Source organism: Burkholderia sp. Tr-20355 (assembly GCF_017104685.1).
Taxonomy (GTDB): domain Bacteria; phylum Pseudomonadota; class Gammaproteobacteria; order Burkholderiales; family Burkholderiaceae; genus Burkholderia; species Burkholderia seminalis.
This window is the reverse complement of the sequence record NZ_JAAGPK010000087.1, coordinates 1-22,946: the sequence shown is the minus strand read 5'-3', so window position 1 is coordinate 22,946 and position 22,946 is coordinate 1. Positions and strand designations below refer to the sequence as shown.

26 protein-coding genes, 1 tRNA gene and 1 riboswitch are annotated in these 22,946 nt (G+C 64.6%); of the genes, 13 read left to right on the top strand and 14 right to left on the bottom strand.

Features of this window, described 5'->3' with window-relative positions; genetic code table 11:
* Window positions 1–3 precede the first annotated feature (3 nt).
* Together G3N62_RS21495 and G3N62_RS21490 are read left to right on the top strand one after the other, a co-directional pair.
* Window positions 4–390 (top strand): hypothetical protein, encoded by a 387-nt coding sequence (locus tag G3N62_RS21495; protein ID WP_051700952.1) that lies wholly within the window; start codon window positions 4–6, stop codon window positions 388–390.
* A gap of 837 nt (window positions 391–1,227) precedes the next feature.
* The gene (locus G3N62_RS21490) at window positions 1,228–3,036 is read left to right on the top strand and encodes a hypothetical protein (protein ID WP_124669269.1); all 1,809 of its coding nucleotides are present in this window, start codon (window positions 1,228–1,230) and stop codon (window positions 3,034–3,036) included.
* 477 nt (window positions 3,037–3,513) lie between these two features.
* On the opposite strand, the gene G3N62_RS21485 is transcribed toward G3N62_RS21490, so the two are convergent.
* From G3N62_RS21485 to G3N62_RS21445, 9 genes are all read right to left on the bottom strand, one after another.
* A tRNA-Lys gene (locus G3N62_RS21485) sits at window positions 3,514–3,590 on the bottom strand.
* A 108-nt stretch (window positions 3,591–3,698) separates the two neighbouring features.
* On the bottom strand, window positions 3,699–4,448 hold the full coding sequence (gene ybgF, locus G3N62_RS21480) for a tol-pal system protein YbgF (RefSeq protein ID WP_034187206.1): 750 nt from the start codon (window positions 4,446–4,448) through the stop codon (window positions 3,699–3,701).
* A 19-nt stretch (window positions 4,449–4,467) separates the two neighbouring features.
* Window positions 4,468–4,980 (bottom strand): peptidoglycan-associated lipoprotein Pal, encoded by a 513-nt coding sequence (pal, locus tag G3N62_RS21475; protein WP_011883386.1) that lies wholly within the window; start codon window positions 4,978–4,980, stop codon window positions 4,468–4,470.
* A gap of 17 nt (window positions 4,981–4,997) precedes the next feature.
* Window positions 4,998–6,293 carry a Tol-Pal system beta propeller repeat protein TolB gene (gene tolB, locus G3N62_RS21470; protein WP_034187207.1) on the bottom strand — a complete coding sequence of 432 codons (1,296 nt, stop codon included), beginning with the start codon at window positions 6,291–6,293 and terminating at the stop codon, window positions 4,998–5,000.
* A gap of 108 nt (window positions 6,294–6,401) precedes the next feature.
* On the bottom strand, window positions 6,402–7,469 hold the full coding sequence (tolA, locus tag G3N62_RS21465; protein WP_034187208.1) for a cell envelope integrity protein TolA: 1,068 nt from the start codon (window positions 7,467–7,469) through the stop codon (window positions 6,402–6,404).
* Window positions 7,466–7,915, bottom strand: coding sequence for a protein TolR (tolR, locus tag G3N62_RS21460; RefSeq protein WP_006484943.1), 450 nt, complete (start codon window positions 7,913–7,915; stop codon window positions 7,466–7,468). The genes tolA and tolR overlap by 4 nt, the downstream gene beginning before the upstream one ends.
* A 10-nt stretch (window positions 7,916–7,925) precedes the next feature.
* On the bottom strand, window positions 7,926–8,603 hold the full coding sequence (tolQ, locus tag G3N62_RS21455) for a protein TolQ (protein ID WP_021157170.1): 678 nt from the start codon (window positions 8,601–8,603) through the stop codon (window positions 7,926–7,928).
* A gap of 131 nt (window positions 8,604–8,734) precedes the next feature.
* On the bottom strand, window positions 8,735–9,220 hold the full coding sequence (gene ybgC / locus G3N62_RS21450; RefSeq protein ID WP_034187209.1) for a tol-pal system-associated acyl-CoA thioesterase: 486 nt from the start codon (window positions 9,218–9,220) through the stop codon (window positions 8,735–8,737).
* A 107-nt stretch (window positions 9,221–9,327) separates the two neighbouring features.
* Window positions 9,328–10,074, bottom strand: a complete 747-nt coding sequence (locus G3N62_RS21445; RefSeq protein WP_034187210.1) for an SDR family NAD(P)-dependent oxidoreductase — start codon at window positions 10,072–10,074, stop codon at window positions 9,328–9,330.
* Between the two features lie 180 nt (window positions 10,075–10,254).
* A riboswitch (ZMP/ZTP riboswitch) is annotated at window positions 10,255–10,356 on the top strand.
* Window positions 10,357–10,493: 137 nt separating this feature from the next.
* On the opposite strand from G3N62_RS21445, the gene glyA reads away from it, so the two are divergent.
* From glyA to G3N62_RS21410, 7 genes are all read left to right on the top strand, one after another.
* Complete coding sequence (glyA, locus tag G3N62_RS21440; protein WP_034187211.1) at window positions 10,494–11,741, top strand: serine hydroxymethyltransferase; 1,248 nt, start codon at window positions 10,494–10,496, stop codon at window positions 11,739–11,741.
* Between the two features lie 6 nt (window positions 11,742–11,747).
* On the top strand, window positions 11,748–12,227 hold the full coding sequence (gene nrdR, locus G3N62_RS21435; protein WP_006476792.1) for a transcriptional regulator NrdR: 480 nt from the start codon (window positions 11,748–11,750) through the stop codon (window positions 12,225–12,227).
* 153 nt (window positions 12,228–12,380) lie between these two features.
* On the top strand, window positions 12,381–12,944 hold the full coding sequence (locus G3N62_RS21430) for a GspH/FimT family pseudopilin (protein ID WP_124669268.1): 564 nt from the start codon (window positions 12,381–12,383) through the stop codon (window positions 12,942–12,944).
* Window positions 12,941–13,351, top strand: a complete 411-nt coding sequence (locus G3N62_RS21425; protein WP_124669267.1) for a hypothetical protein — start codon at window positions 12,941–12,943, stop codon at window positions 13,349–13,351. Before G3N62_RS21430 ends, G3N62_RS21425 begins: the two co-directional genes overlap by 4 nt.
* Window positions 13,335–14,174 (top strand): PilW family protein, encoded by an 840-nt coding sequence (locus tag G3N62_RS21420; RefSeq protein ID WP_124669266.1) that lies wholly within the window; start codon window positions 13,335–13,337, stop codon window positions 14,172–14,174. The genes G3N62_RS21425 and G3N62_RS21420 overlap by 17 nt, the downstream gene beginning before the upstream one ends.
* Window positions 14,175–14,380: 206 nt before the next feature.
* Window positions 14,381–14,842, top strand: coding sequence for a pilus assembly protein (locus G3N62_RS21415; RefSeq protein ID WP_124669300.1), 462 nt, complete (start codon window positions 14,381–14,383; stop codon window positions 14,840–14,842).
* Complete coding sequence (locus tag G3N62_RS21410) at window positions 14,839–15,285, top strand: type IV pilin protein (RefSeq protein WP_124669265.1); 447 nt, start codon at window positions 14,839–14,841, stop codon at window positions 15,283–15,285. The genes G3N62_RS21415 and G3N62_RS21410 overlap by 4 nt, the downstream gene beginning before the upstream one ends.
* Before the next feature lie 54 nt (window positions 15,286–15,339).
* Here G3N62_RS21410 and G3N62_RS21405 read toward each other — a convergent pair whose 3' ends face one another.
* The 3 genes from G3N62_RS21405 to G3N62_RS21395 form a co-directional block, all read right to left on the bottom strand.
* The gene (locus G3N62_RS21405) at window positions 15,340–15,783 is read right to left on the bottom strand and encodes a DUF3318 domain-containing protein (protein WP_034187215.1); all 444 of its coding nucleotides are present in this window, start codon (window positions 15,781–15,783) and stop codon (window positions 15,340–15,342) included.
* Window positions 15,784–15,826: 43 nt separating this feature from the next.
* The gene (locus tag G3N62_RS21400; RefSeq protein WP_034187216.1) at window positions 15,827–16,216 is read right to left on the bottom strand and encodes a phage holin family protein; all 390 of its coding nucleotides are present in this window, start codon (window positions 16,214–16,216) and stop codon (window positions 15,827–15,829) included.
* Between the two features lie 123 nt (window positions 16,217–16,339).
* The gene (locus G3N62_RS21395; protein WP_006494044.1) at window positions 16,340–16,642 is read right to left on the bottom strand and encodes a YqjD family protein; all 303 of its coding nucleotides are present in this window, start codon (window positions 16,640–16,642) and stop codon (window positions 16,340–16,342) included.
* A 317-nt stretch (window positions 16,643–16,959) separates the two neighbouring features.
* On the opposite strand from G3N62_RS21395, the gene G3N62_RS21390 reads away from it, so the two are divergent.
* The gene (locus tag G3N62_RS21390) at window positions 16,960–17,598 is read left to right on the top strand and encodes a peroxiredoxin (protein WP_034187217.1); all 639 of its coding nucleotides are present in this window, start codon (window positions 16,960–16,962) and stop codon (window positions 17,596–17,598) included.
* A 123-nt stretch (window positions 17,599–17,721) separates the two neighbouring features.
* On the opposite strand, the gene G3N62_RS21385 is transcribed toward G3N62_RS21390, so the two are convergent.
* Entirely contained in the window at window positions 17,722–18,909 is a 1,188-nt protein-coding gene (locus G3N62_RS21385; protein ID WP_034187218.1) for an acyl-CoA dehydrogenase, read from the bottom strand.
* A 115-nt stretch (window positions 18,910–19,024) separates the two neighbouring features.
* Between G3N62_RS21385 and G3N62_RS21380 the strand changes: the two genes are divergently transcribed.
* Together G3N62_RS21380 and G3N62_RS21375 are read left to right on the top strand one after the other, a co-directional pair.
* Complete coding sequence (locus tag G3N62_RS21380; RefSeq protein WP_124669264.1) at window positions 19,025–19,816, top strand: IclR family transcriptional regulator; 792 nt, start codon at window positions 19,025–19,027, stop codon at window positions 19,814–19,816.
* Window positions 19,817–19,959: 143 nt separating this feature from the next.
* A complete protein-coding gene (locus G3N62_RS21375) occupies window positions 19,960–20,370 on the top strand; it encodes a GFA family protein (RefSeq protein WP_124669263.1) in 411 nt (136 codons plus the stop codon).
* Between the two features lie 144 nt (window positions 20,371–20,514).
* Here the strand turns inward: G3N62_RS21375 and G3N62_RS21370 are convergent, their stop codons facing one another.
* Entirely contained in the window at window positions 20,515–21,318 is an 804-nt protein-coding gene (locus G3N62_RS21370; protein ID WP_034187221.1) for an EAL domain-containing protein, read from the bottom strand.
* 352 nt (window positions 21,319–21,670) lie between these two features.
* On the opposite strand from G3N62_RS21370, the gene G3N62_RS21365 reads away from it, so the two are divergent.
* Window positions 21,671–22,946, top strand: a 1,276-nt coding sequence (locus G3N62_RS21365; protein WP_206141292.1) for an FAD-dependent oxidoreductase, incomplete at its 3' end; no start/stop codon positions are given.

Genomic DNA, 22,946 nt, shown 5'->3' with positions numbered 1-22,946 from the left:
GGGGTGGCGTTGATGCTGGCCTGCGATGGCTTGCTGTTCGGCGCGCTCGCGTTCGCCGGACGGCCGCTGCTGTATATCGCATTGTGGATCGTGCCGTTCGTCACGCTGGTGTCGCTTGCCGGGCGGGTGCGCGCGATCTTCGAGCGCGCGGGGTTGCCGGCTGGCGAGGGCCGGAGCTGCAACGCGCGCACGATCGTCGAGCGTTCGTGGCAGACGTTCCTGTTCGGCCCGCATGTACGATTCATTTTCATATCGAACGTCACTGTTCGCGCGGATGCAGTTTCATTGCCTGCACGATCGCGCATCGGCAACTCTCGCAGCGGCTGCTGCTGCCTGAGGGCATCTGTGCACGGGATATGGGGTGGGCTGCGGGACGTGAGTGAGCGCTGACGTTTTGTTCGGCAAACTCGTTTCTATTCAAAAAAGCGCGCGAGTCGATTTCGAGTGACGGGTACTGAATCCGGCGCTACTTTCGTTGACGCCTGGGATGAGAGTAGCGGGGCGTGCCTGTCCGCATCCGGCCTAATGCGAGCGGCGGCGCATGCACAAGCGACGGCAGCAATCATTGACATTTGCAGATCGATACGAGGAGCAATGCGTGATGACCATAGAGCAGCAGGGGGGGCGGCATTTTGTGTTACCGAAGCGCTGGATCGTCCGAATGGATTGTCGTCGCGCAGCAGGCGAACTGCTTGTCGGAACCGGAAAGAAGCAAGTCTTGCTATCGCGCGCGAGCCTGGAGCGCCGGCAGCACAGGTGCCGGTTGCGGTGATAGAACTGGAGTCCGCAATGACCGCGGGCGCATGCAGTAGCTTGTGGACTGCCCGTGTTGGCTGTTCCAGTGATTCTGCTTTGAACATAGGCCGATTTTTCGTAACCGTCGCTGCCTCAGTGTGAAGCGTGCATTTGCCCCTTTTTCCTTGATGGCTTGTTGCCCGTCCAATTTCGTCAGCGGATATTCGACCTGCCGAATGGATGAATTTCGTGGAGAAGTGCAAGGAAAGGCAGTAAGATTGCGGTAAGCAAGCGTGTTGGTTTCAGTGCACGAATATTTACATTGAGAATTCGAATTTGGTTGTTGCAAACCATCGCGAGTGAGGCGGCCTCAGTGAGTTGATAAAAGGCATGAAATTTAAGAAATTTTCATTGATGTACGGATATTTTATTTCGGCGGGAAGTGGGTCGCAATTCGCGCAACTCAAGTCGATCTGAGTCGGTTATAAAAACATGAAATCTACATTGTTCTTGCATGCGGGTGGCCCGAAAACAGGATCGTCTGCGCTGCAGAGTTTTCTTGAATTCAACTCCGAAAAGCTCGGTGCGCGCGACATAGGATATCTGAATAAAACCGGGATGGTGTTCGAACATCAGATTTCGAGCGGAAATGGTGAGATGTTGCGTGAGGCCATTTGCGATGAAAGAAATGATGTTTCGATAATTGCTGCTGTAATTAGGTCTTATTTTGGTGAGTATTCAAACGCGATTTGTTCATCTGAATTGTTCAGTGAATTTTCTTCCGAAAATTGGCGTTTGTTAGCCGATGTTTGTCGAGGAGAGGGCATTCGTCTGCGTGTGGTTTTCTACGTGCGAAACGTGATCCCGTTCATGAAGTCAGTCTATGATCAGCTCATCAAGCGTCACGGATTGTGTGAGGATTTCGAGGTATGGGTCGATACGGCTGAATGGTTGCATATATCCACACTCAGATCCCTCTCCGAAGTGTTATCCAGCGATGAAGTAACTGTCGTCAGCTACGAGGCAATCAAAAAGCGGGTGGTTGATTCCTTTGTTGACCTGATTGGAGTTTCTACCCTTGAGAATCAGGATCGAATTGTCAATCGATCCCTGACTGGCGTGGAGCGTAGCCTTCTTCGTAGAATTAATCGGGAGTTTGGTGCTTCGTTCTCCGAGGAAGTTTCGGATCGAATGATTTATGCGGAGCCGTTTGCCAAATCAGAGTCTGTCGAGATGACTGACGAGGTCGAGGGAGGGCTCGAGAAGCGGTATAGGGCCGATATCGACTGGGTCAATAGTCATTTCTTTGGTGGCGCTGATGTTGTTTCGCTTTCCGGCGAGCGTAACAAGACCGATCGCCAAGCCTTAGCCGTTGAGACCTCGCTGAGTATAGAAGGCGAGATGGTCGGCCACGAGGCACGCGTGCGCGATCTGGTGCTGAACTGGGCGTTGGAAAAAATTGCGCTGACTCAGCAGTCCGGCGCCTCGCACGTAGCGAGTGCCTTGTTGAACATCGATTGGCATCTGGCAAATGATCCGTTGATCCCGCAGGATTTTGATCCAATTGCTTACTTGCTTAATAACACCGACATTCTTGCGGCGGGTACGCCCCCCTATGCCCATTTCATTGCCCATGGCCGGTACGAGACAGGACGGATCTGGATGGCAGGGGCGAATGGTGGCTGGTCGAAAGCCAAAGAGGGATTTGCAGAGAAGTCGCAGGAGTTGAATGAACTCAAGGAAGAGTTGGCTCGCGAACGTATCAAATCGGACGCAGAGTGCGCGAAGGTAACGGTGAGCATCCGCGGCGAGGTCGAAGCATTGCTGCGGCAGCAGGCGGAAAGAGAGCGAAAGTACGCAGAGGAACTTGCTCATGCACATTCGAGAATCGATCGAGAGCGCCTTGCTTCGATCGAGGCCGCCGAGAAAACGTACACGCCGCTGATTGAAGAGCATGTGAGGCGCACGAGTGCCCTGGAGAAGCGTCTGCTGGATGCGCAGGACCAGTTGCATAAAGCGCGTCAGGAGATTGAGCTGCTGCTTCGTCAGCAACTGGAGCGCTCGCAAGCCCACGCAGAGCAGATTGCGCGGTTGCATTTGGGTATGGATGAGGCGCGTGCCGTAATGATCGACGCCGCCAATAAGAAGCAGTCGATCTTGGTGGATGAGTTTGAACAGCGGGCCAGCATCCTTGAAAGCGAACTTTCAAGGATGCGAAGTCAATTCGAAGCGTCACGGAGCGAGATCGAGGCGCTGTTACGTAGAACGGCGGACCTTGAGCGGCAATCGACCCATGAATAGACGACGGCCTTGAGTGCCGGATCTGAGTGCCGAGACGCGTTTTGGGGCGTCTCGCGCTCTTGCTATCGAGAATGATTGGCGACCTGCTCGGGGTCGTGTTTGGCCAACGCGGGTTAGGTGGTTCGGGATATGTCAGTGCCGATCGGATCTGGCGGCCCGAGAGGTCGCTCGCCAGCTGATTCGCCGTTGAGCGTAACTAGGTGCTGGATTTTTTACCTCAGGGAATTTGCTGGCGCGGCGAGCGCGGGCTTGCTGATCTCGATAGCCTTTGATACGGCAGTCTTCAAGCGAAAATCGCGTGCATGCGAGCACCGACTTGAAATGAACTGGCGGGCGGCGGAGCTAACCCCTGAGTGGGGCGCGCGTGGCTCGAACGCGCACTCCGCGCAGGTAAGCAGAAATGTCGGATTCGGCACAGGAGCGACAGACGCAAAAAAGCCTCCACGCGGGAGGCTTGAATGCACTATCAAAGATAGTTGGTAGGGTGGGAGGGACTCGAACCCTCGACTCTCTGATTAAAAGTCAGATACTCTAACCAACTGAGTTACCACCCCACGTTCTTGAAACCTGTTGGTTCGTTGCTTTAACAACTTGGCAAGCGACCCAAAGAGCAAAAGATTATAGCGGCGGATTGATGGGGTGTCAACAACCCGCCGCGATAATTATTTGATCGTTTCGAGCTTGCCCTGCGCCGTCTGCGCCGCGTTTGACCCGGCGTACTGCGACACGACTTGCTCGAACGTCTTCTTCGCGGCCGCCTTCTGGCCTTGTTCGAGCTGGTTCGTCCCGATCGCCACGAGGGCATCGGCCGCGCGCGGGTGCTGCGGGAACTTGCTGACGATCCCTTGCCACGTCGCGGTCGAACCGCGGTAGTCGCGCAGCGCGTATTGCGCATTGCCGTACCAGTACTGCGCGGTCGGCTGGTAGGGGCTCTGCGGATACTTCGCGATGAACGCGCGGAACGAAGCCGCGGCCGCCTTGAAGTTGCCGTTGCGGAACTGCTGTTGCGCCGCATTGAGCGCATCCGTTTCACCCGGCTGCACGGTGCCTTCGACACCATCGATCGTCGCCTGCTGCGGCTCGAACTTCTTGAGCCGCGTGTCGAGATCCTGGTAGTACTCCTTCTGCTGCCGCTCGAGCGTCGTCAGCCGGTTCGTCAGATCCTCGTTCTCGCCGCGCAGCGTCGCGACCTGCTGGTTCAGCTGGTCGAGACGGCCGGATTGATCGAGGATCGTACGCTGGGCGGCCGACAACTGGTTCGCCAGGTTGTCGGTTTTGCTACGCAGATCGAGCACGGCACGGCGCGCTTCGTTGTCGTCGAACACGCCGGCGTGCGCTGGCGCGGCCGACCACGCCGCGCCGGCGACGCAGAGAGCTGCGGCTGCACGCAGCCAGGTTACACGGTGCGTCATACGGCGATTCTTCCGTTACTTACTGTTGGTAGACGAGGTCGGCGCGACGGTTCTGCGCCCACGATGCTTCGTCGTGGCCCGTTGCCTGCGGCTTTTCCTTGCCGAGGCTCACGGCTTCCATTTGCGAGTCGTTCACGCCGAGCAGTGCCATCGCGCGGCGGACGGCTTCCGCACGCTTCTGGCCCAGCGCGAGGTTGTACTCGCTCGTGCCGCGTTCGTCGGTGTTGCCCTGGATCAGCACGTGACGCTGCGGGTGGCTCTTCAGGTACTGAGCGTGCTGCTGCAGCAGCGGCTGGTACTCGTCCTTCACCGAATAGCTGTCGAAGTCGAAGTAGATGCTGCGCTTCGCGAGCGGGCTGTTCGGGTCGTTCAGCGGATCGACGTTCACTTGCGCGACGTTGTCGGCGCTCGGTTGCGTGCTGACGGCACCCGCGTTGTTCGCCTTGTCGTCGAGCTTCACGCCCGACTTACATGCGGCGAGCGCGCTGATCATCATCACGGCCAGGGCCAGACGAGCTTTATTCGACATCATGGTTACTCTCCTTGTGGTCATTGCATGAAGGGCCCCCACGACGGCTCGCGAACGGAGCCGCCCTGGACGGACAGGATTTGCGGCGGCGCGCTGCCGTCGGAAGGCACTGCGGCCAGAACATTGCGACCACCCGACTGGGTAGCGTACAGAACGTACTGGCCGTTTGCCGCGAAGCTCGGCGATTCGTCGCGATTGGTATTCGTGATGGCGTTCGCCGCGCCGGATTGCAGATCCTGAACGTACAGCTTGAAGCCCCCGCCCGTGCGGGAGATGTAAGCGAGCAGCTTGCCGTCCGGGCTGATCCGCGGACTCGTGTTGTAGCTGCCGGTGAAGGTCACGCGCTGCGCGGCACCGGCGCTTTCGCCCTGTGCGGGCATCCGGTAGATTTGCGGCGCGCCGCCGCGATCGCTCGTGAAGTAGATCCAGCGGCCGTCCGGCGAGTAGAACGGCTCGGTATCGATCGAGCTGCTCTGCGTGAGACGGCGCAGGCCGCCGCCATTCGCGTTGACCGTGTAGATTTGCGTATTGCCCGTCAGCGACAGCGCGACGGCGAGCGTGTTGCCGTCCGGCGACCACGCCGGCGCACTGTTGTTGCCCTTCTGGTCGGAGACCATGTAGCGGCGGCCGGTCGGCAGATCATGGATGTAGACGATCGGTTTCTTGCGCTCGAACGACACGTACGCGACCTTCGTCCCGCTCGGCGACCACGCCGGCGAGATGATCGGCTCGGTGCTCGACAGCGCGATGCGCGCGTTCTGGCCGTCCGAATCGGAGATCTGCAACTGGTAGCGATTACCGGTCTTGATCACGTACGACAGGCGCGTGGCGAATACGCCGCGCACGCCGAGCAGCTTCTGGTAGATGTAGTCGGCGATCTTGTGGCCGGCCGTGCGCAGCGTGGTGTCGGTCGCCGTCAGCGACAGGCCGCCGAGGCTTTGCTGCTTCACGGTGTCGTACAGGATGAAGTTGACCTTGTACTGGCCGTTCGCGTCGCGGTTCACGCTGCCGGCGACGAACGCGTTCGCGCCCTTGGCCTTCCATGCGCCGAGATCGACCGATGCGGTCTCGGGCACGGGCGTGCTGCCGGCGTCGATGTTGGTGAACTTGCCGCTGCGGGCGAGGTCGGCACGAACGATCGACGTGACCTGTTGCGGCAGGCTCGCCTCGTTCGTGAAATTCGCGGTGGCGATGGGGAACTGGGTCGACCCGACACCGGTGATCAGCACGTTGACCTGGGCGTTAGCGGCGCTGCCCGCCGTAATCAGACACGAGGCCACGAGTGCCCTGAAACCTAGCTTTGTCATCAAACTCATGCTTCTGCTTCCCATGTGACTTGGATCGCTGCGCAACCGCAGAGACAGTAAAAATACCCGATTCGTTCCCGTCCGGCAGCGACGCACGGAGTTTAAGCGCATTTGCGCTCACTCCGCCGCCTTGAAGGTAATCGTAATGCTCGACGGGGTATGACCGTCAGTATCGGGCGGTAACGGAACCGACGCCTGGATCGCATTGACGACCGCCTGATCCCACCCGGAATTGCCGCTCGATCGCGAGACCGACACGCTCAGCAGGTCGCCCGAGGGCGTACAGCGGATCTTGACGATGGTCGTGAGCCCCGCGCGCTCGCCGCCCCAGACGATGTTCGGCTTCACGCGGCGGCGCACCTTGTCGGCGTAGCCGGGCGATGCGGCGTTGCCGCCGGAACCCGTGCCGGTGCCGCTTTTCGCGAGGCCCTGGCCGCCGCCTTCACCGGCACCCGCGAGGCCCTGCATCTGCGCGAGGCGCGCATTTCGTTCCCGGTCGAGCTTCGCCTTGGCGGCCGCGTCGGCCTTCGCGTGCGCAGCCGCTTCGGCCTTTGCCTTCGCCTGCGCTTCCGCCTTCGCTTTCGCGGCGGCGTCCGCCTTGGCCTTCGCTGCCTGCTGTGCTTCAAGCTGCGCCTGCTTCTGCTGTTGCAGTTTTTGCTGCTCGAGCTTCTGCTGTTCGAGCTTTTGCTGCTCCGCGAGCTGCTGTTGCTTCAGTTTCGCCGCCTGCTTCTGCTTGTCGCGTTCGGCGGCCTTTTCCGCGGCGAGCGCGGCGGCCTGCTGCGCGGCGAGTTGCGCGCGGCGCGCTTCCTCTTCCTGTTGCTTCAACTGCTGCGCGCGGCGCTGCTGCTCGAGCAGCGCTTCGCGCGCGGCCGCTTCCTGCTGACGTTTCTTCTGTTGCAGCGCGATGTCGGCCTGCTCGTCGCGCACCGGCGGAGCGGGGGGCGCGACCTTCGCGGGCGGCGCGGGCGTGACGACGGGCCGCGGCGCGGGCACGTCGGGCACCTCGGTCCACAGTTCGGCTTCGGCGCCGGCCGGCGTGCTGTTCTGCCACTGCACGCCGTGATAGAGGAACAGCGCGAGCAGCACGTGCATCAGCGCGGCGAGCGCGAACGCGCGCCAGGTGCCGCGCTCGCGGGGAGGCTGAGGCGGGTAGGCGGCGCTGCGCGTGGATTGCTGCCGGTTCATTGCGATTTGACGAGGAGACCGACGCGCTTGACGCCGCGCGCCTTCAGATCCGACATCACGGTCATGACGGCATCGTACTGCACGGTCTTGTCGGCCGCGATCACGACCGGCTGGTCAGGGTGATCGGCCTGCCGGGCCGAGATGAAGCTGTCGAGCTCGGCCTTCGTCATCGTGTCTTCCTGGGTCGCGCCCGAGTCGCCCTTGTACTTGACGCTCATCGTGCGGTCGGCCTTGATGTTGACGACGACGGGCGGCGTCTGCTCCTGCGGCGCGGCATTGCCGACGGTCGGCAGGTTGATGATCGACGGGGCGACGAGCGGTGCGGTGACCATGAAGATCACGAGCAGCACCAGCATCACGTCGATGTACGGCACGACGTTGATGTCGGCCATCGCACGGCGCGAGCGGCCGCCGCGCATGCTGGATCGGATGGGACTTCCTGCCATGGCGCGCTCCTTACTGGGCCTGACGCTGCAGGATGTTCGAGAACTCTTCGATGAAGGTCTCGAAGCGGATCGCGAGGCGGTCGATGTCGTGCGCGTAGCGGTTGTACGCGACCACCGCCGGAATCGCGGCGAACAGGCCGATCGCGGTGGCGACGAGTGCCTCGGCGATGCCCGGTGCGACGTTCGCGAGGGTCGCCTGCTGCACGTTCGCGAGGCCGCGGAACGAGTTCATGATCCCCCAGACGGTGCCGAACAGGCCGATGTACGGGCTGACCGAGCCGACCGACGCGAGGAACGCGAGGTTGGCTTCGAGCACGTCCATCTCACGCTGGAACGACGCGCGCATCGCGCGGCGCGCACCGTCGAGCACGAGGCCCGGATCGCTGATGCGCTTTTCCTTCGCCTTCAGGAATTCGCGCATCCCCGATTCGAAGATCCGCTCGAGCGCGCCGATCGTGTGGCGGTTGTTGGCCGCGCTCTGGTACAGCGCCTGCAGGTCGCCGCCCGACCAGAAATCCTTCTCGAAGCGTTCGGTCTGCGCGCGCGCGCGGCGGATCGCGAACCACTTGCGGAAGATGAAGGTCCACGACATCAGCGACAGCAACAGCAGCAGTCCCATCACGGCCTGGGCGAGCACGCTCGCATTGAGGACGAGGGAAATGATCGACAGGTCTTGAGAAGTGTTCATAGAGGTTTGAGTAACGGCCCTTCGGGGGCGCCCGGTATGCGTGCGGCGCGGCGCGCCGGCCATGCCTGACGCCGAACCTTGCTTAGTATCGAATCAGAACCGCAAGTTCATAGGCTTTGTCTAAACGGCGCTCATGCGAGCTTCGTTGACAATGGAGTGTGCCCGGCGTCGATGACGGGCCCGCGTTGCAGCGCGTCGAGCACAGCCGGCGGGATGGCCGCGGGCCGGATACCGTCGCGGTCGACGCAGCCGAGGCGAATGTGTCCGGCCACGAGCAGCGTGTCGCCGCACCAGGCTTCCTGCGTGAAATCCACCGACGCGCGGCCGATGCGTCCGGGCCGGCTCGTGATCGTCAGCGTGTCGTCGAGTCGCGCGGGCGCGCGGTAGTCGAGCGACGTGCTGCGGACGATGAAGATCGCGCCGGTATCGTCGGCGAGCTGGCGCTGGTCGATGCCGCACGCGCGCAGCCACTCGGTGCGGGCGCGCTCGAAGAACTTCAGGTAGTTGGCATAGAAGACGATGCCGCCTGCATCGGTATCCTCGTAGTACACGCGCACCGGCCAGGTGAAGCCGGACGGCGCTTCCGGGGAGCGGGTAGGCTGAGTCATGGCGCGCATTCTACCGGAAGGCAAAGGCCGGATTCGTAACCGTTTCGTAACGGAATGTAGTGCGTCGTGGCACACCGGGGCCGGCCGCGGGCGGGCCTGCGGCCGCGGGCGACGTGTCAGCCGCGATGGATCGTGAGGCCCGCCGGAGCTTGCGCGACCGGCATCATTTCGATCGTATTGATGTTGACGTGCGCGGGACGCGTGGCGATCCAGTAGATCGTATCGGCGATGTCCTCGGCCGTGAGCGGCTGGACGTTCTCGTAGACGTTCGCCGCCTTTGCGTCGTCGCCGCGGAAGCGGACGTTCGAGAATTCCGTGCCGCCGCACAGGCCCGGCTCGATGTCGGTTACGCGCAACGGCGTGCCGATCAGATCGGTACGCAGGTTCAGACTGAATTGTCTGACGAAAGCCTTGGTTGCGCCGTATACGTTCCCGCCGGGATACGGATAGGTGCCGGCCACCGAGCCCAGATTGAAGATATGGCCGCGACCGCGCGCGATCATGCCGGGCAGCAATGCGTGCGTGACGGTCACGAGGCCCGAGCAGTTCGTGTCGATCATGGTCTGCCACTCGTCGAGGCTGGCCTTCTGGGCCGGCTCGACGCCGAGCGCGAGGCCGGCGTTGTTGACGAGCACGTCGAGCGCCGCGAATTCGGCGGGGAGGGCGGCCGGCACGGCTTCGACGGCCGCGCGGTCGCGCACGTCGAGCTCGAACGGCAGCAGCGCGTCGCCGAGTTCGGCCGCGAGCGCGTCGAGGCGATCCTTGCGGCGCGCGGTGGCGACGACGCGATGGCCGCCCTTGACGAAGGCGCGGGAGATGGCGGCGCCGAAGCCGGCGGACGCACCTGTGACGAACACGATCATTGCTGCTCCTGGTCGGTAACGGAATAGCGGGTGGAATCCCGCAAGCCTACTGAGAATGCCGCACCGCGGCAAGACGGCGAAGTGTTTCGGCACGGGCGCGTAGAGTCTGGCCCTTATTGTTTGGAGGCCACTGCCGTGCGGTTGCCTAATCATGACGCATCCAATACACTAATGCGCTCATCACCCCTGCGTGACTGGCGATAGAACCCTTTCGGGGTCAAGGTGGAGCATCCCACCGTGAAGCGCGGGGCGCCGTTTTTGCCGTTCGCCTGGGCAGCCGTTGTGCGCCGTCGCGTGCATCGCCGGTGGCTGTCCTGCCTCGCGTCATACGGATTCTTCCGCCACGTCGAGCTGGTCCCGCCAGCAGCGCACCGTACTAGGCCGCCCCGGTCAACCTGTACACACTTAACGGAAACCGTATGTTTGACAGAGCCCAAAGCACCATCGCGAACGTCGATCCCGAAGTCTTTGCAGCGATCGAGCAGGAAAACCGCCGCCAGGAAGATCACATCGAGCTGATCGCGTCGGAAAACTACACGAGCCCGGCCGTGATGGCCGCGCAAGGCTCGCAGCTCACGAACAAGTACGCGGAAGGTTATCCGGGCAAGCGCTACTACGGCGGCTGCGAGTACGTCGACATCGTCGAGCAGCTCGCGATCGACCGCGTGAAGCAGCTGTTCGGCGCGGAAGCCGCGAACGTGCAGCCGAACTCGGGTTCGCAGGCGAACCAGGGCGTGTTCTTCGCGATGCTCAAGCCGGGCGACACGATCATGGGCATGAGCCTCGCGCACGGTGGTCACCTGACCCACGGCTCGCCGGTGAACATGTCGGGCAAGTGGTTCAACGTCGTGAGCTACGGCCTGAACGAAAACGAAGACATCGACTACGAAGCGGCCGAGAAGCTCGCGCAGGAACACAAGCCGAAGCTGATCGTCGCGGGCGCATCGGCATTCTCGCTGAAGATCGATTTCGAACGCCTCGCGAAGATCGCGAAGTCGGTGGGCGCGTACCTGATGGTCGACATGGCGCACTACGCAGGCCTGATCGCGGCCGGCGTGTACCCGAACCCGGTGCCGCACGCGGATTTCGTGACGACGACGACGCACAAGAGCCTGCGCGGCCCGCGCGGCGGCGTGATCCTGATGAAGGCCGAGTACGAGAAGCCGATCAACTCGGCGATCTTCCCGGGCATCCAGGGCGGCCCGCTGATGCACGTGATCGCGGCGAAGGCGGTGGCGTTCAAGGAAGCGCTGTCGCCGGAGTTCAAGGCATACCAGGAGAAGGTGGTCGAGAACGCACGCGTGCTGGCCGAGACGCTGGTGAAGCGCGGGCTGCGGATCGTGTCGGGCCGGACGGAAAGCCACGTGATGCTGGTGGACCTGCGTGCGAAGAACATCACGGGCAAGGCAGCGGAAGCGGCACTCGGCGCGGCACACATCACGGTGAACAAGAATGCGATCCCGAACGACCCGGAAAAGCCGTTCGTGACGAGCGGGATCCGTCTGGGCTCGCCGGCGATGACGACGCGTGGCTTCGGCCCGGCGGAAGCGGAGCAAGTGGGCAACCTGATCGCCGACGTGCTGGAGAACCCGGAAGATGCGGCGACGATCGAGCGCGTGCGTGCGCAGGTCGCCGAGCTGACCAAGCGTTTCCCGGTCTATCGCTGATCGACGATGCGCTGCCCGTTCTGCCGGCATGACGACACGCAGGTCGTAGACTCGCGCGTGTCCGAGGATGGCGCCGCGATTCGCCGGCGCCGTCGCTGCTCGGCTTGCGACAAGCGCTTCACGACGTACGAGCGGGTCGAGCTGTCGCTGCCGTTCGTCGTGAAGAAGGACGGCAGTCGCACCGAATTCGACCGTCGCAAGATCGTCGCCAGCATGCAACTCGCGCTGCGCAAGCGGCCGGTTGCTGCCGACGCGATCGACGCGGCGGTCGCTCGTATCGAATATCAACTGCTCGCGACAGGCGAGCGTGAAGTGCGTAGCGAGAAGCTCGGCGAACTCGTAATGAACGAGCTGCGCGGCCTCGATACGATCGCTTATGTCCGCTTCGCATCGGTGTATCGCCGCTTCGAGGACGTTTCCGAATTTGCCGACGTGATCGAAGAGTTCCGTCGCGCCTCTCCCGCCAAGACCCCGCGTAAGCGCTGACGCGCTGCGTCCGTTCATCGTTTCCTCCGTTGGTCCAGTTCGCGCCGATTGTGTCGGCCGCGATCGTTTGTCGCCAGTCGGCCGTTCGGCAAATGGCGGGCGTCCGCACGCGTCGCTACAGTCGTCGTCTCATCCTGGTGGAGGACGATTGCGATGGAACTGCGCGCTCATCCCTTTAAAAGTTCGGCGCGACTCGCGGGCGGGTTCACGCTCGTCGAGCTGATGGTCGCGCTCTCGCTGGCGGCCGGGCTCGCGCTCTACGCGGCGCCTGCATTCGACCAGTGGCGCATGCGCGAGCGCGTGGATGCACGCTCGCGTGCGCTGCTCGGCGCGCTGTCGTTTGCGCGTACCGAAGCGACGCGTCTCGGCACGCGTGTCACGCTGTGCCGGGCCGGGAACGACGGCACCTGCCTGCGTGCCGGCGAGCAGGGCGACGCGGCCGAATGGTCGTGCGACTGGATCGTCAGCGGGCAGGTCGACGGGCAGTCGCGCGTGCTGCGACGCTACCCGCGCGATGCCGAAGTGGTCGTCGCGGGCGCCGCGCACGATCTGGCTTTCGCACCGCCGGCCGGTCAGGCCATCGGTGGAATCCGGCGTTTCGAATTGCGTCCGCGGCGCGGGGTGTCCGACGCGGAAGACGCACGCTTGGCGCGTTGCGTGCGGATTGCGGCAGGCGGCCGGGCGCGGGTCGTCGCCGGCCGCTGCGGCTCGGCATGAGCGCGCGGCGCAACGCCATGCGCGGCACGTCGCTGATCGAGGCGATGCTGGCCATCGCGCTGCTCGCGACCGTGATGCTGGCCGTGGCCGGCAGCCAGCTCGCGATGACGCGCGCTCAGCGGGCGACGATCTGGCGCGAGCGTGCGTTGTGGCTGGCCGATGCGCGTATCGAGCGCTCGTACGCAGGCGCAGGGGCAAACGACGGCCTTGCGGCGCTGGCGGCTGCGTCGTTGCCCGGCGGCACGATGACACTCGACGCAGGGCCGGGCGGTGCCCGCTACGCGGTCGTCGGCTGGCGCAGCGGCAACACGGCTGCGTCGCCGCGTTGCGAAGCCGCGGGCGCGTCGGCGCAGCCGCCCTCGTGCGTCCGGATTCCATTTCGGGAGACTGATGCCGATGCACGCTGATCGTCGTATGCGCGCACACACCTTGCTCGAGGTGCTGATTGCGATGACCGTCGGTTTCCTCGTGCTGGCAGCGGCCGGCGCGCTCCATCATGCACAGCGCATTGCGCAACGGCGTGCGGAAGACGGATTCCGGATGCGCGATGCGGCAGGCACCGCGCTGTTGTTGATTGGCCAGCAGATCCAGATGGCGGGGTTCCGGCCGCTCGATACGGATGGTGCGTCATCGTTGCCGCCGGTGTTCGGCTGTTCGATGGCGCGTGTGCGGGGTGAGGGCGCACAGGCGCAGTGCGAGTCCGCGCGCGCTGCATCGGACGCCCTCCTGGTCCGGTATGTCGGCGATGCGGTGTCGACGTGGTCGACGGTGAGCGGCCAAGTGTCGGATTGTCTCGGGCAGGGCGTAGGCGCACCCGGCGAACGGCCGCAGGTGGAGAACCGTTTCGACGCGCATGTCAGTCCGTCGACGGGCGAGCCCGAGCTGTATTGCGAAGGTAGCGGCCGTCCGGGGACGCCGCAGCCCGTCGTGTCGGGCATCGATCAATTGCGCGTGCGCTATTTGCGTCGCGGCGGCGCGCAGTTTATCGACGCAGACGCGATGCGTGTCGACGACTGGCGCGATGTCGTAGCCGTGCATGTCTGCGTGCGGGCACGCGGCGAACCGATGCGCGAGCCGGCCAGCCATGTCGACTGCAACGGTCGTATTGTCGTTGCCCGGGACGGCCGCGCAGGTTTGACGCTCGATCGCATCATCGCGTTGCGGAACGTCGCGCTCGGCTTCGACGCGGCGTTGCCAGATGCAGCGCACACGCGTGAGGTGTTGCGATGAGCGGAGCCGATCGATGCACGCGGGCAATAGCGCGATGCGTTGCAACAGGCAACGCGAATGGGTGTGTCGCCGCAAGCGGCGACGAACGAGGACAGGCTGCGTGCACCAGCGCCGTGGCCGCGAACGCGCACGAGCTACCGCGCATCCGCGTCCGATCAGCACACCGGTCCTGGCGTCGCGACGCAGGGCTCGCATTGCCGGCAGTCATTGCGGTCGGTGCGGCCATTGCAGCGCTGACAGGCACGTGGTTCGAAGCCGCGCTGACGGAAGCGCGCCGTACGCGATCGCTGTCCGATCGGCTGATCGCATTCCACGCAGCCGATGCCGCGCTGGCGGCGTGCACCGCGCGATTGCTCGGTGGCTCGGCACCCTATGTGAGGGAGCGCGAATCGCACGTGGAGCCGGACAGCTGGCGGCGCATGCCGCCGCTCGCGTCCGCCGAAGCATTCACGCCGTTCGCTGGATGGCCGATGGCCGCAGGGCCGCCGCGGTGTTTGATCGAGGCATGGCGCGGAGCTGGGCCGCCCGGTAGCCGTGCTTATCTCGTCACCGCGCGCGGCATCGGTGCGCACCCATCGAGCGCGGTCTGGTTGCAGCACCAGGTCGCGATACGCGACGCGCGTGTCGTCGCGCTGCGCTGGCGTCGGGTCGCGACTGTGCTGCAATGAACGGTCGCTCTATCGTCTTCCGATCGACGGGATTCACGCTGGTCGAGCTGATGATCGTGCTCGCGATCGTCGCGGTGCTGGCGGGATGGGCCGTCCCGTCGTATCGCGAGCATGTCGCGCGCGTTCATCGCGCGTCGGCGGTCGCCGCGCTGTACCGCGCGGCCCAGTATCTCGAAACGCTGCAGGGTTCTCCGCCTTCGGCGTTACCGGACGCGCTCGCGTTGGCACCGCCGGACGGGCGAGCCGTGTATCGCTTGACGCTGCGGCGGCCGGATGGCGACGATTCGCCGGTGAGCTACGAACTGGAGGCCAGCCCGTTGGACACAGGCCCGATGCACGACGATACCTGCGGTACCTTCACGCTGGATTCGGCCGGAACGAAAGGCAATGCGCGGCGCGATGACGCGGACGAACCGGGCACGGCGTGCTGGGGTACGCGTTGACTCTGCAGGAACGGCGCGCAACGGCCCATGGCCGCGCGCGCGGGATGCCGGCGGTCAGTCGTCGTGCGTGTCGAGCCCGCGCTCGTCGCGGGACTGCTTCCAGATCCGGTAGACCTCCCATGCGGCGAAGCCGAGCGTGCCCCACTTCAGCGCGGGGCCCGCGCTCGCGCGCAGCAGCGAGCGAACGGGCTTCGCCAGCACGAGCGACGCGAGCGAACTCAGCATCGGATACTGGTTGACGAGATTGCCGAGGCTCGCGTTCAGGTTCTTCGCGGACTGGCTGAACTTGTTGGTGGAAAGGCCGGGGATGAACACCTTGAGCCAGCTGAAGCGCGTGACGGCGTGGCGCATCTCGCCGGCGGCTTCCGCGAGTTCGAGTCGCTCGACGTCGGATCGCAGGATCAGCAATTCCTTGCGGAGCGCGCGATGCTGCGACGCACTCCAGTTCGATCGCGACGAATGGGAGCGGGGTGAATTGCCCGTGACGTTCTGGCTCATGGCGCGTCGGCGAAGTAGGTGGATGGGGCGAGCGCGATGGCGCTCACGGCTTGCCGCGGAACAGCTCGCGGTCTTTCTCGAGTTCGGCGAGCGTCGCCTCGAACACGGTCGGCGCATCGCGCAGGCCCGAGCGTGCCTTCAGCGCGCACGCGATGCCGCCAACGGCATACAGCGCGGTGATCGCCGCGAGCGCTTGCCAGCGATAGGTATCCCAGAACGCGATCGCGACCAGCACGGTCAGGCTGATGAGCGCCATCGTCGCGAGCATCATCGCGGCGAGCCCGAGGAACAGCACGCCCATCAGGCGCTCCTTCTCCTCGGCAAGCTCGATGCCCACCAGTTCGAGGCGCGTCTGCAGAAGTCCGATCGCGGAGCCGACGAGGCGGCGCAGCGGTCCTTGGCCGGACGGCTGCGAGGTGGTGTCTGTCGTCATGGATGAGGTGCGTGCGCGTGCAGTGAGCAGCTAGAACAAAACCGGCCGGCGAATTCCGCAGGCTGGTTTCGACGCCCGCGAGCCGCATGACGCGGCCCGCGGGACGAAACGGCGCAGAGCCCGTTACTTGCGGTTGATCAGCAGGCCGATCAGCACGCCGACGCCGGCGGCCACGCCGATCGACGTCCACGGGTGCTCGTGCACGTAATCGTCGGTGGCGCGTGCGGCCTTCTTGCCTTTCTCGACCACCACGACCTGGACGTCGGCTGCCTTTTCCTTGGCCTGCTTCAGGCGCGACATCGCCTTCTCGCGCAGCTCGGCCGCACGGTCGCCCGTGCTGCTCGCCGCTTGCTTGAGCAGGTCTTCGGCGTCCGAGAGAACGGTTTTGATATCCGACATCAGTTTCTCCTTGTTGATTTCCGACATTGCAACTCCCTTCATGCTGTCATGCTGCAGGTTCACATCGTAGCGAAACCCCTGCCTGCTGGCGAGCCGGGAAGACACACGGCGGCAGTGCAAGACTGCATGGTAAACGACTTGTAATCATGAACAGAGCGGCAAACGGGGTGAAAAGTTTCCCTCGCGGCCGACTGTCCCGCTCGACACCGGGTAAAAATGACAAAAAAGTATGTATATCAAACGGAATAATCGTTCGCACGGCCCATTGCTTCCCGTAAGCTGATGGACTGTCCCGCGCTGTCAGGCGCGTGGTTTCAACCAGCATCGTTCGAGGAGGGAACATCATGAGTCTGCGTCTTGGCGACATCGCACCGGATTTCGAGCAGGAATCGAGCCTGGGCACCATCAAGTTTCACGACTGGCTCGGCAACAGCTGGGGCGTCCTGTTCTCCCATCCGGCCGACTATACGCCGGTGTGCACGACGGAACTCGGGCTGACCTCGAAGCTGAAGGGCGAATTCGAGAAACGCAACGTGAAGGTGATCGCGCTGTCGGTCGACGGCGTCGAATCGCACAAGGGCTGGATCAACGACATCAACGAAACGCAGTCGACGGTCGTCGGCTTCCCGATCATCGCCGACGCGGACCGCAAGGTGTCGCAGCTGTACGACATGATCCATCCGAACGCGAACGAAACGCTGACGGTGCGCTCGCTGTTCGTGATCGACCCGAACAAGAAGGTGCGGCTCACGATCACCTATCCGGCCAGCACGGGGCGCAACTTCGACGAAGTGCTGCGCGTGATCGACTCGCTGCAGCTGACCGACAACTACAAGGTCGCGACGCCCGGTAACTGGAAGGACGGCGACGACGTCGTGATCGTGCCGTCGCTGCAGGATCCGGAAGAGCTGAAGAAGCGTTTCCCGAAGGGCTTCAACGCGGTGCGTCCGTATCTGCGCCTGACGCCGCAGCCGAACAAGTAAGCATCGGCGGCCCGCAACCGCGGTTCCGATGAACGACGGCCCGCCCGGCAGTGATGCCGGGCGGGCCGTTTGCTTGGGGAGCGCACACGCGGCACCGCTGCCGCGTGCGTCACGCCCGGATGATCAGAAGAATGCCTGGATGCCCGTCTGCGCGCGGCCGAGGATCAGCGCGTGGATGTCGTGCGTGCCCTCGTACGTGTTGACCACTTCGAGGTTCACGAGGTGGCGCGCGACGCCGAATTCGTCGGAGATGCCGTTGCCGCCGAGCATGTCGCGCGCGAGGCGGGCGATGTCGAGCGCCTTGCCGCACGAGTTGCGCTTCATGATCGACGTGATCTCGACGGCCGCCGTGCCTTCGTCCTTCATCCGGCCGAGGCGCAGCACGCCTTGCAGGCCGAGCGTGATTTCGGTCTGCATGTCGGCGAGCTTTTTCTGGATCAGCTGGTTCGCGGCGAGCGGCCGGCCGAACTGCTGGCGGTCGAGCACGTACTGGCGCGCGGTGTGCCAGCAGGACTCGGCGGCGCCGAGCGCACCCCACGCGATCCCGTAGCGTGCCGAGTTCAGGCACGTGAACGGGCCGCGCAGGCCGCTCACGTTCGGCATCAGGTTCTCCTCGGGCACGAACACCTCGTCGAGGACGATCTCGCCCGTGATCGACGCGCGCAGCCCGACCTTGCCGTGGATCGCGGGCGCCGACAGGCCCTTCCAGCCCTTCTCGAGGATGAAGCCGCGGATCGCGTCCTTGCCGTTCTCCTCGAGCTTGGCCCACACGACGAACACGTCCGCGATCGGCGAGTTCGTGATCCACATCTTCGCGCCGGACAGCGCGTAGCCGCCGGGCACCTTCTTCGCGCGGGTGACCATGCTACCCGGATCGGAACCGTGGTTCGGCTCGGTCAGGCCGAAGCAGCCGATCCATTCGCCGGTCGCGAGCTTCGGCAGGTACTTCTGCTTCTGCGCGTCGGAGCCGAATTCGTGGATCGGCACCATCACGAGCGACGACTGCACGGACATCATCGACCGGTAGCCCGAATCGACGCGCTCGACTTCGCGCGCGATCAGTCCGTAGCTCACGTAATTGAGGCCGGGGCCGCCGTATTCCTCGGGAATCGTCGGGCCGAGCAGGCCGATTTCGCCCATCTCGCGGAAGATGGCGGCGTCGGTGCGCTCGTGGCGGAACGCTTCGGTGACGCGCGGCGCGAGCTTGTCCTGTGCGTACGCCTGCGCCGCGTCGCGGATCATCCGCTCTTCTTCGGTCAACTGCTGGTCGAGCAGCAGCGGATCGTCCCAGTGAAAAGTTGCAGCGGTCATCGTTTCATCTCCTGTTGGTCCGGTCTTCCAGCCGGGCCCCATGCCAAAAGTTCGCTTGACTGTAGTTCCGCTGTGCGGAACAATGTTTTGCAAATCGAACCCAGTGTAGCACCAGATGACACTTTCAACCATCGACGAAACCACGATCGACGAGCGCAAGTTCGTCGTCGCGCTCGCACGCGGGCTCGACCTGCTGCGCGCATTCCGGCCCGGCGAGACGATGCTCGGCAACCGCGACTTCGCGGAGCGCACGGGATTGCCGAAAGCGACCGTGAACCGGCTCGCCTACACGCTGACCGTGCTCGGTTACCTGCGCTACGACGAGACGCTCGGAAAGTATGCGCTCGACGCCGGCGTGCTGTCGCTCGGCTACGCGCTGCTGGCGGGTTCGGGGACGATCGACCTCGCACGCCCGCACATGCAGGCGCTCGCGCGCGAGATCGGCGCGGCCGTGTCGCTCGGCTGCCGCGACGGGCTCGACATGATCTATCTGGAGACGATCCGCAGCGAGACGGCGCTGACGCTCGGGCTTGCGCCCGGTTCGCGGCTGTCGATGCTGACGAGTTCGATGGGGCGTGCGTACCTGGCCGTGCAGCCGGAGGACGTGCGCCGCGCGCTGTACGCGGAACTGCACCGCGCGGCCGGCGGCGCGGCCGATGCCGATGCGCTCGTCGCGGCCGCGCAGCAGGCGGTGGCCGAGTTCTCGGCGGGCGGGTGCTGTTATTCGTTCCGTGCGTGGCACATGGACGTGAACGCGGCGGCCGTTCCGTTTCGCGAGCCGCGCGAGGGGCGCTGGCTGATCCTGAGCTGCAGCGGCCCCGCGTCGTCGATGGGCGAGGACGTGTTCCGCACGCAGGTCGGGCCGAAGCTGAAGGCGCTCGCGCAACGGCTCGGGCCGACGGCCTGAGCAACGCGGCGCGCGGCGCTCGCCGCCGCCCCGCAAGCGCGCCTTCCGCGTCGTGCGTGAGGGCGGGCGACGGCGCTGCCACTTGTACTGTGGCCGGAGCGCGCTCATCATCGTTCGCCTGCTTCCCGACGACGAGGTGTGCGATGCCCGACCCGGAACCGATGGAAGGCGGATGCGCGTGCGGGGCGATCCGCTACCGTATCGCCGACGTACCGACCGATGCCGGTTTCTGCCATTGCCGGCTTTGCCAGCGCACGACCGGTGCGGCGGTCGTCGCATCGGCATCGGTGCCGATCGGCGCGTTCGAATACCTGCAAGGCGAACCGACCGTCTACGTGTCGAGCGCGTGGGGCGAGCGACGCTTCTGCGGCCGGTGCGGCGCGCAACTCGAATACCGGCTCGCCGAGGCGCCGCAGACGGTCGAGATCAATTACGCGACGCTCGACGAGCCGGCGCGGCTGCGTCCGGCCTGGCACGTCTGGTATCGGGACCGTTTCCCGGGCATCGAGATCGACGACGCGTTGCCCAGGTACGACGATGATGGCGTGCCGTGAGCGGTAACCGTCGACACGGGCGGACAGGCGCGAGTCGACGGCGCGTGCCTGACGGCCTGTTTCTCCCCCGGCCCGCGCGCCACGCGACATCCGGGCCCGGCATCCCGCGCGCCGCTGCCCGCACGCGCGGTCCCCGCCTGCCGATCAGGCCGTCACGACCTTGGCGAACACCGGCCCCTGCATGAACCGCACGTCGTACTGGCGCAGCAACTCGCACTGCGTCTCGTCGACGACGCCGTCGAAGATCAGCGGAATCCGCACGCGCTGCGCATAGGCGACGAGCGCCTTGACCATCCCGTCGCGCAATGCGATGCCCGCATCCATCTTGATGAAGTCGGGCCGCGCCATGTCCGATTCGACCGCGAGGATACGACCCGGATCGGGCAGCTTGTCCGCGACCTTGAAGCCGTGATGCTGGTAGCTGCGCGTCAGGTAGCCGAGGAAGGTCTTGTGCGCGACCGCGACCGCCGGCAGCTCGATCACGATCCGCTCCGGCGGCAGCCCGAAGCGCTGCAGCACCGACGAGAAGTGCTTGCCGTGGTCGTACTTCACGCTCTTCAGCAGCCGTTCGTGCACGCGCAGGAACAGCAGCCCGTGGCGCTGCGCGCCGAAAAAGTTGATTGCATGCAGCGCGCGCGACAGGCGGTCGATCGCGACCAGCGTCTGGTCGTCGACGGCCGAGTCGACCGGATCGTGCGCCGCCCCCGTGACGACGGTGACCGCCTGGAAGCCGAGCTCGTCGCCGTAGCGCTCGATCGCGTCGGCGAACGACGTCGATTGCGGCGCGCCGGGCATCGTCACGTCGTAGATCGGTTCGTACGCGCTGGCGAGCGTGCGCTCGGGCAGATTCGCGCACGCGGTGCCGCCTTCGGCCAGCGCGAGGTGTTCCCGCAGATACGGCAGTTGCCCGGCACGGGCGACCAGCTCGGGGATGGTGGGCGGAATCATCGGCGTGAAAAGGAAAAATGGCGGCCGAAAGGGCCGCCTCGTCTCTTGATATTAGCAGCGCGCGCCGCGCTCGGCTCGCCGTTTCATTCATATGGTTATCCCATCCCGGGGGCAGCGCCTAGGGTTTACGTTGATTTCACTATTCGTAATTGGTTTTACTATTCGTAAATCCAGAATTTGTCGCCGATCAAGAAATGCGGCATGCGGGCGCCGCGGGACGGCGCCGTTCGCGAATCAACAGGAAGCAAGGAGCGAGACGTGGCGGATGACAACACAGGCGGGCAGGCACGCCGGCAGGAGACGAAAGGAACGACGGGCGCGCCGGTGCGCGCACGGCAGGGTTGACGAGCGGATGGCGACCATGAGCATCGATTACCAGACGCTGAAGTTCGAGTACCGCGCGCGCGCCCATGACGCGGCCGTCCATCCGGTGATCGTCGTCGGCGCCGGCCCGGTGGGCCTCGCGGCCGCGATCGACCTCGCGCAGCAAGGCGTGCCCGTCGTGCTGCTCGACGACGACGACACGCTGTCGACCGGCTCGCGCGCGATCTGCTTCGCGAAGCGCACGCTCGAAATCTTCGACCGGCTCGGCTGCGGCGAGCGCTTCGTCGACAAGGGCGTGAGCTGGCACGTCGGCAAGGTGTTCCTGCAGGACGAGCAGCTGTATGCGTTCGACCTGCTGCCCGAGGAAGGGCATGCGCGCCCCGCGTTCATCAACCTGCAGCAGTACTACGTCGAAGGCTATTTGGCCGACCGCGCGTTCGAGCTGCCGAACATCGACATCCGCTGGAAGCACAAGGTGACGGGCATCGAGCAGTCGGCCGAACACGCGGTGCTGACGATCGAGACGCCGGACGGCGTCGCGACGCTGCGCGCGCGGTACGTGATCGCGGCCGACGGCTCGCGCAGCCCGATGCGCACGATGATGGGGCTCGAAAGCCGCGGCCGCACGTTCAAGGACCGCTTCCTGATCGCCGACGTGAAGATGACGGCGGAGTTTCCGACCGAGCGCTGGTTCTGGTTCGATCCGCCGTTCCACCCGAACCAGTCGGTGCTGCTGCATCGCCAGCCGGACAACGTGTGGCGCATCGACTTCCAGCTCGGCTGGGACGCCGACCCCGTCGCCGAGAAGCAGCCGGAGCGGGTGATCCCGCGCGTGCGCGCGCTGCTCGGGCCGAATGCCGAGTTCGAACTCGAATGGGTGAGCGTCTATACGTTCCGCTGCCAGCGGATGGACACGTTCCGCCACGGGCGCGTGCTGTTCGCGGGCGATTCCGCGCACGGCGTGTCGCCGTTCGGCGCGCGCGGCGCGAACAGCGGCGTGCAGGACGCGGACAACCTCGCGTGGAAGCTGAAGCTCGTGCTCGACGGCCGCTCGGCCGACAGCCTGCTCGATACGTATGCGAGCGAACGCGAATTCGCGGCCGACGAGAACATCCGCAACTCGACGCGTTCGACCGACTTCATCACGCCGAAGAGCGCGGTGTCGCGCGTGTTCCGCGACGCGACGCTGAAGCTGGCGCGCGACTGCGAGTTCGCGCGCAAGCTCGTGAACAGCGGCCGCCTGTCGGTGCCGGCGGTGCTCGCCGATTCCCCGCTGAATACGCCCGATCGCGGCGGCGACGCGA

Bases quoted from the DNA above. Each gene is read 5' to 3' on its own strand.
- G3N62_RS21445 (WP_034187210.1), bottom strand. From the start codon at position 10,074: ATGATCGTGTTCGTCACAGGTGCGTCCGCCGGCTTCGGCGCCGCCATC.
- G3N62_RS21425 (WP_124669267.1), top strand. From the start codon at position 12,941: ATGAGCGCGCGGCGCAACGCCATGCGCGGCACGTCGCTGATCGAGGCG.
- G3N62_RS21400 (WP_034187216.1), bottom strand. From the start codon at position 16,216: ATGACGACAGACACCACCTCGCAGCCGTCCGGCCAAGGACCGCTGCGC.
- G3N62_RS21405 (WP_034187215.1), bottom strand. From the start codon at position 15,783: ATGAGCCAGAACGTCACGGGCAATTCACCCCGCTCCCATTCGTCGCGA.
- G3N62_RS21380 (WP_124669264.1), top strand. From the start codon at position 19,025: ATGACACTTTCAACCATCGACGAAACCACGATCGACGAGCGCAAGTTC.
- tolB (WP_034187207.1), bottom strand. From the start codon at position 6,293: ATGAGTTTGATGACAAAGCTAGGTTTCAGGGCACTCGTGGCCTCGTGT.
- G3N62_RS21490 (WP_124669269.1), top strand. From the start codon at position 1,228: ATGAAATCTACATTGTTCTTGCATGCGGGTGGCCCGAAAACAGGATCG.
- tolQ (WP_021157170.1), bottom strand. From the start codon at position 8,603: ATGAACACTTCTCAAGACCTGTCGATCATTTCCCTCGTCCTCAATGCG.
- G3N62_RS21390 (WP_034187217.1), top strand. From the start codon at position 16,960: ATGAGTCTGCGTCTTGGCGACATCGCACCGGATTTCGAGCAGGAATCG.
- G3N62_RS21370 (WP_034187221.1), bottom strand. From the start codon at position 21,318: ATGATTCCGCCCACCATCCCCGAGCTGGTCGCCCGTGCCGGGCAACTG.
- G3N62_RS21385 (WP_034187218.1), bottom strand. From the start codon at position 18,909: ATGACCGCTGCAACTTTTCACTGGGACGATCCGCTGCTGCTCGACCAG.
- nrdR (WP_006476792.1), top strand. From the start codon at position 11,748: ATGCGCTGCCCGTTCTGCCGGCATGACGACACGCAGGTCGTAGACTCG.
- tolR (WP_006484943.1), bottom strand. From the start codon at position 7,915: ATGGCAGGAAGTCCCATCCGATCCAGCATGCGCGGCGGCCGCTCGCGC.
- G3N62_RS21395 (WP_006494044.1), bottom strand. From the start codon at position 16,642: ATGTCGGAAATCAACAAGGAGAAACTGATGTCGGATATCAAAACCGTT.
- G3N62_RS21410 (WP_124669265.1), top strand. From the start codon at position 14,839: ATGAACGGTCGCTCTATCGTCTTCCGATCGACGGGATTCACGCTGGTC.
- G3N62_RS21430 (WP_124669268.1), top strand. From the start codon at position 12,381: ATGGAACTGCGCGCTCATCCCTTTAAAAGTTCGGCGCGACTCGCGGGC.
- pal (WP_011883386.1), bottom strand. From the start codon at position 4,980: ATGATGTCGAATAAAGCTCGTCTGGCCCTGGCCGTGATGATGATCAGC.
- glyA (WP_034187211.1), top strand. From the start codon at position 10,494: ATGTTTGACAGAGCCCAAAGCACCATCGCGAACGTCGATCCCGAAGTC.
- G3N62_RS21375 (WP_124669263.1), top strand. From the start codon at position 19,960: ATGCCCGACCCGGAACCGATGGAAGGCGGATGCGCGTGCGGGGCGATC.
- ybgF (WP_034187206.1), bottom strand. From the start codon at position 4,448: ATGACGCACCGTGTAACCTGGCTGCGTGCAGCCGCAGCTCTCTGCGTC.
- tolA (WP_034187208.1), bottom strand. From the start codon at position 7,469: ATGAACCGGCAGCAATCCACGCGCAGCGCCGCCTACCCGCCTCAGCCT.
- ybgC (WP_034187209.1), bottom strand. From the start codon at position 9,220: ATGCGCGCCATGACTCAGCCTACCCGCTCCCCGGAAGCGCCGTCCGGC.
- G3N62_RS21420 (WP_124669266.1), top strand. From the start codon at position 13,335: ATGCCGATGCACGCTGATCGTCGTATGCGCGCACACACCTTGCTCGAG.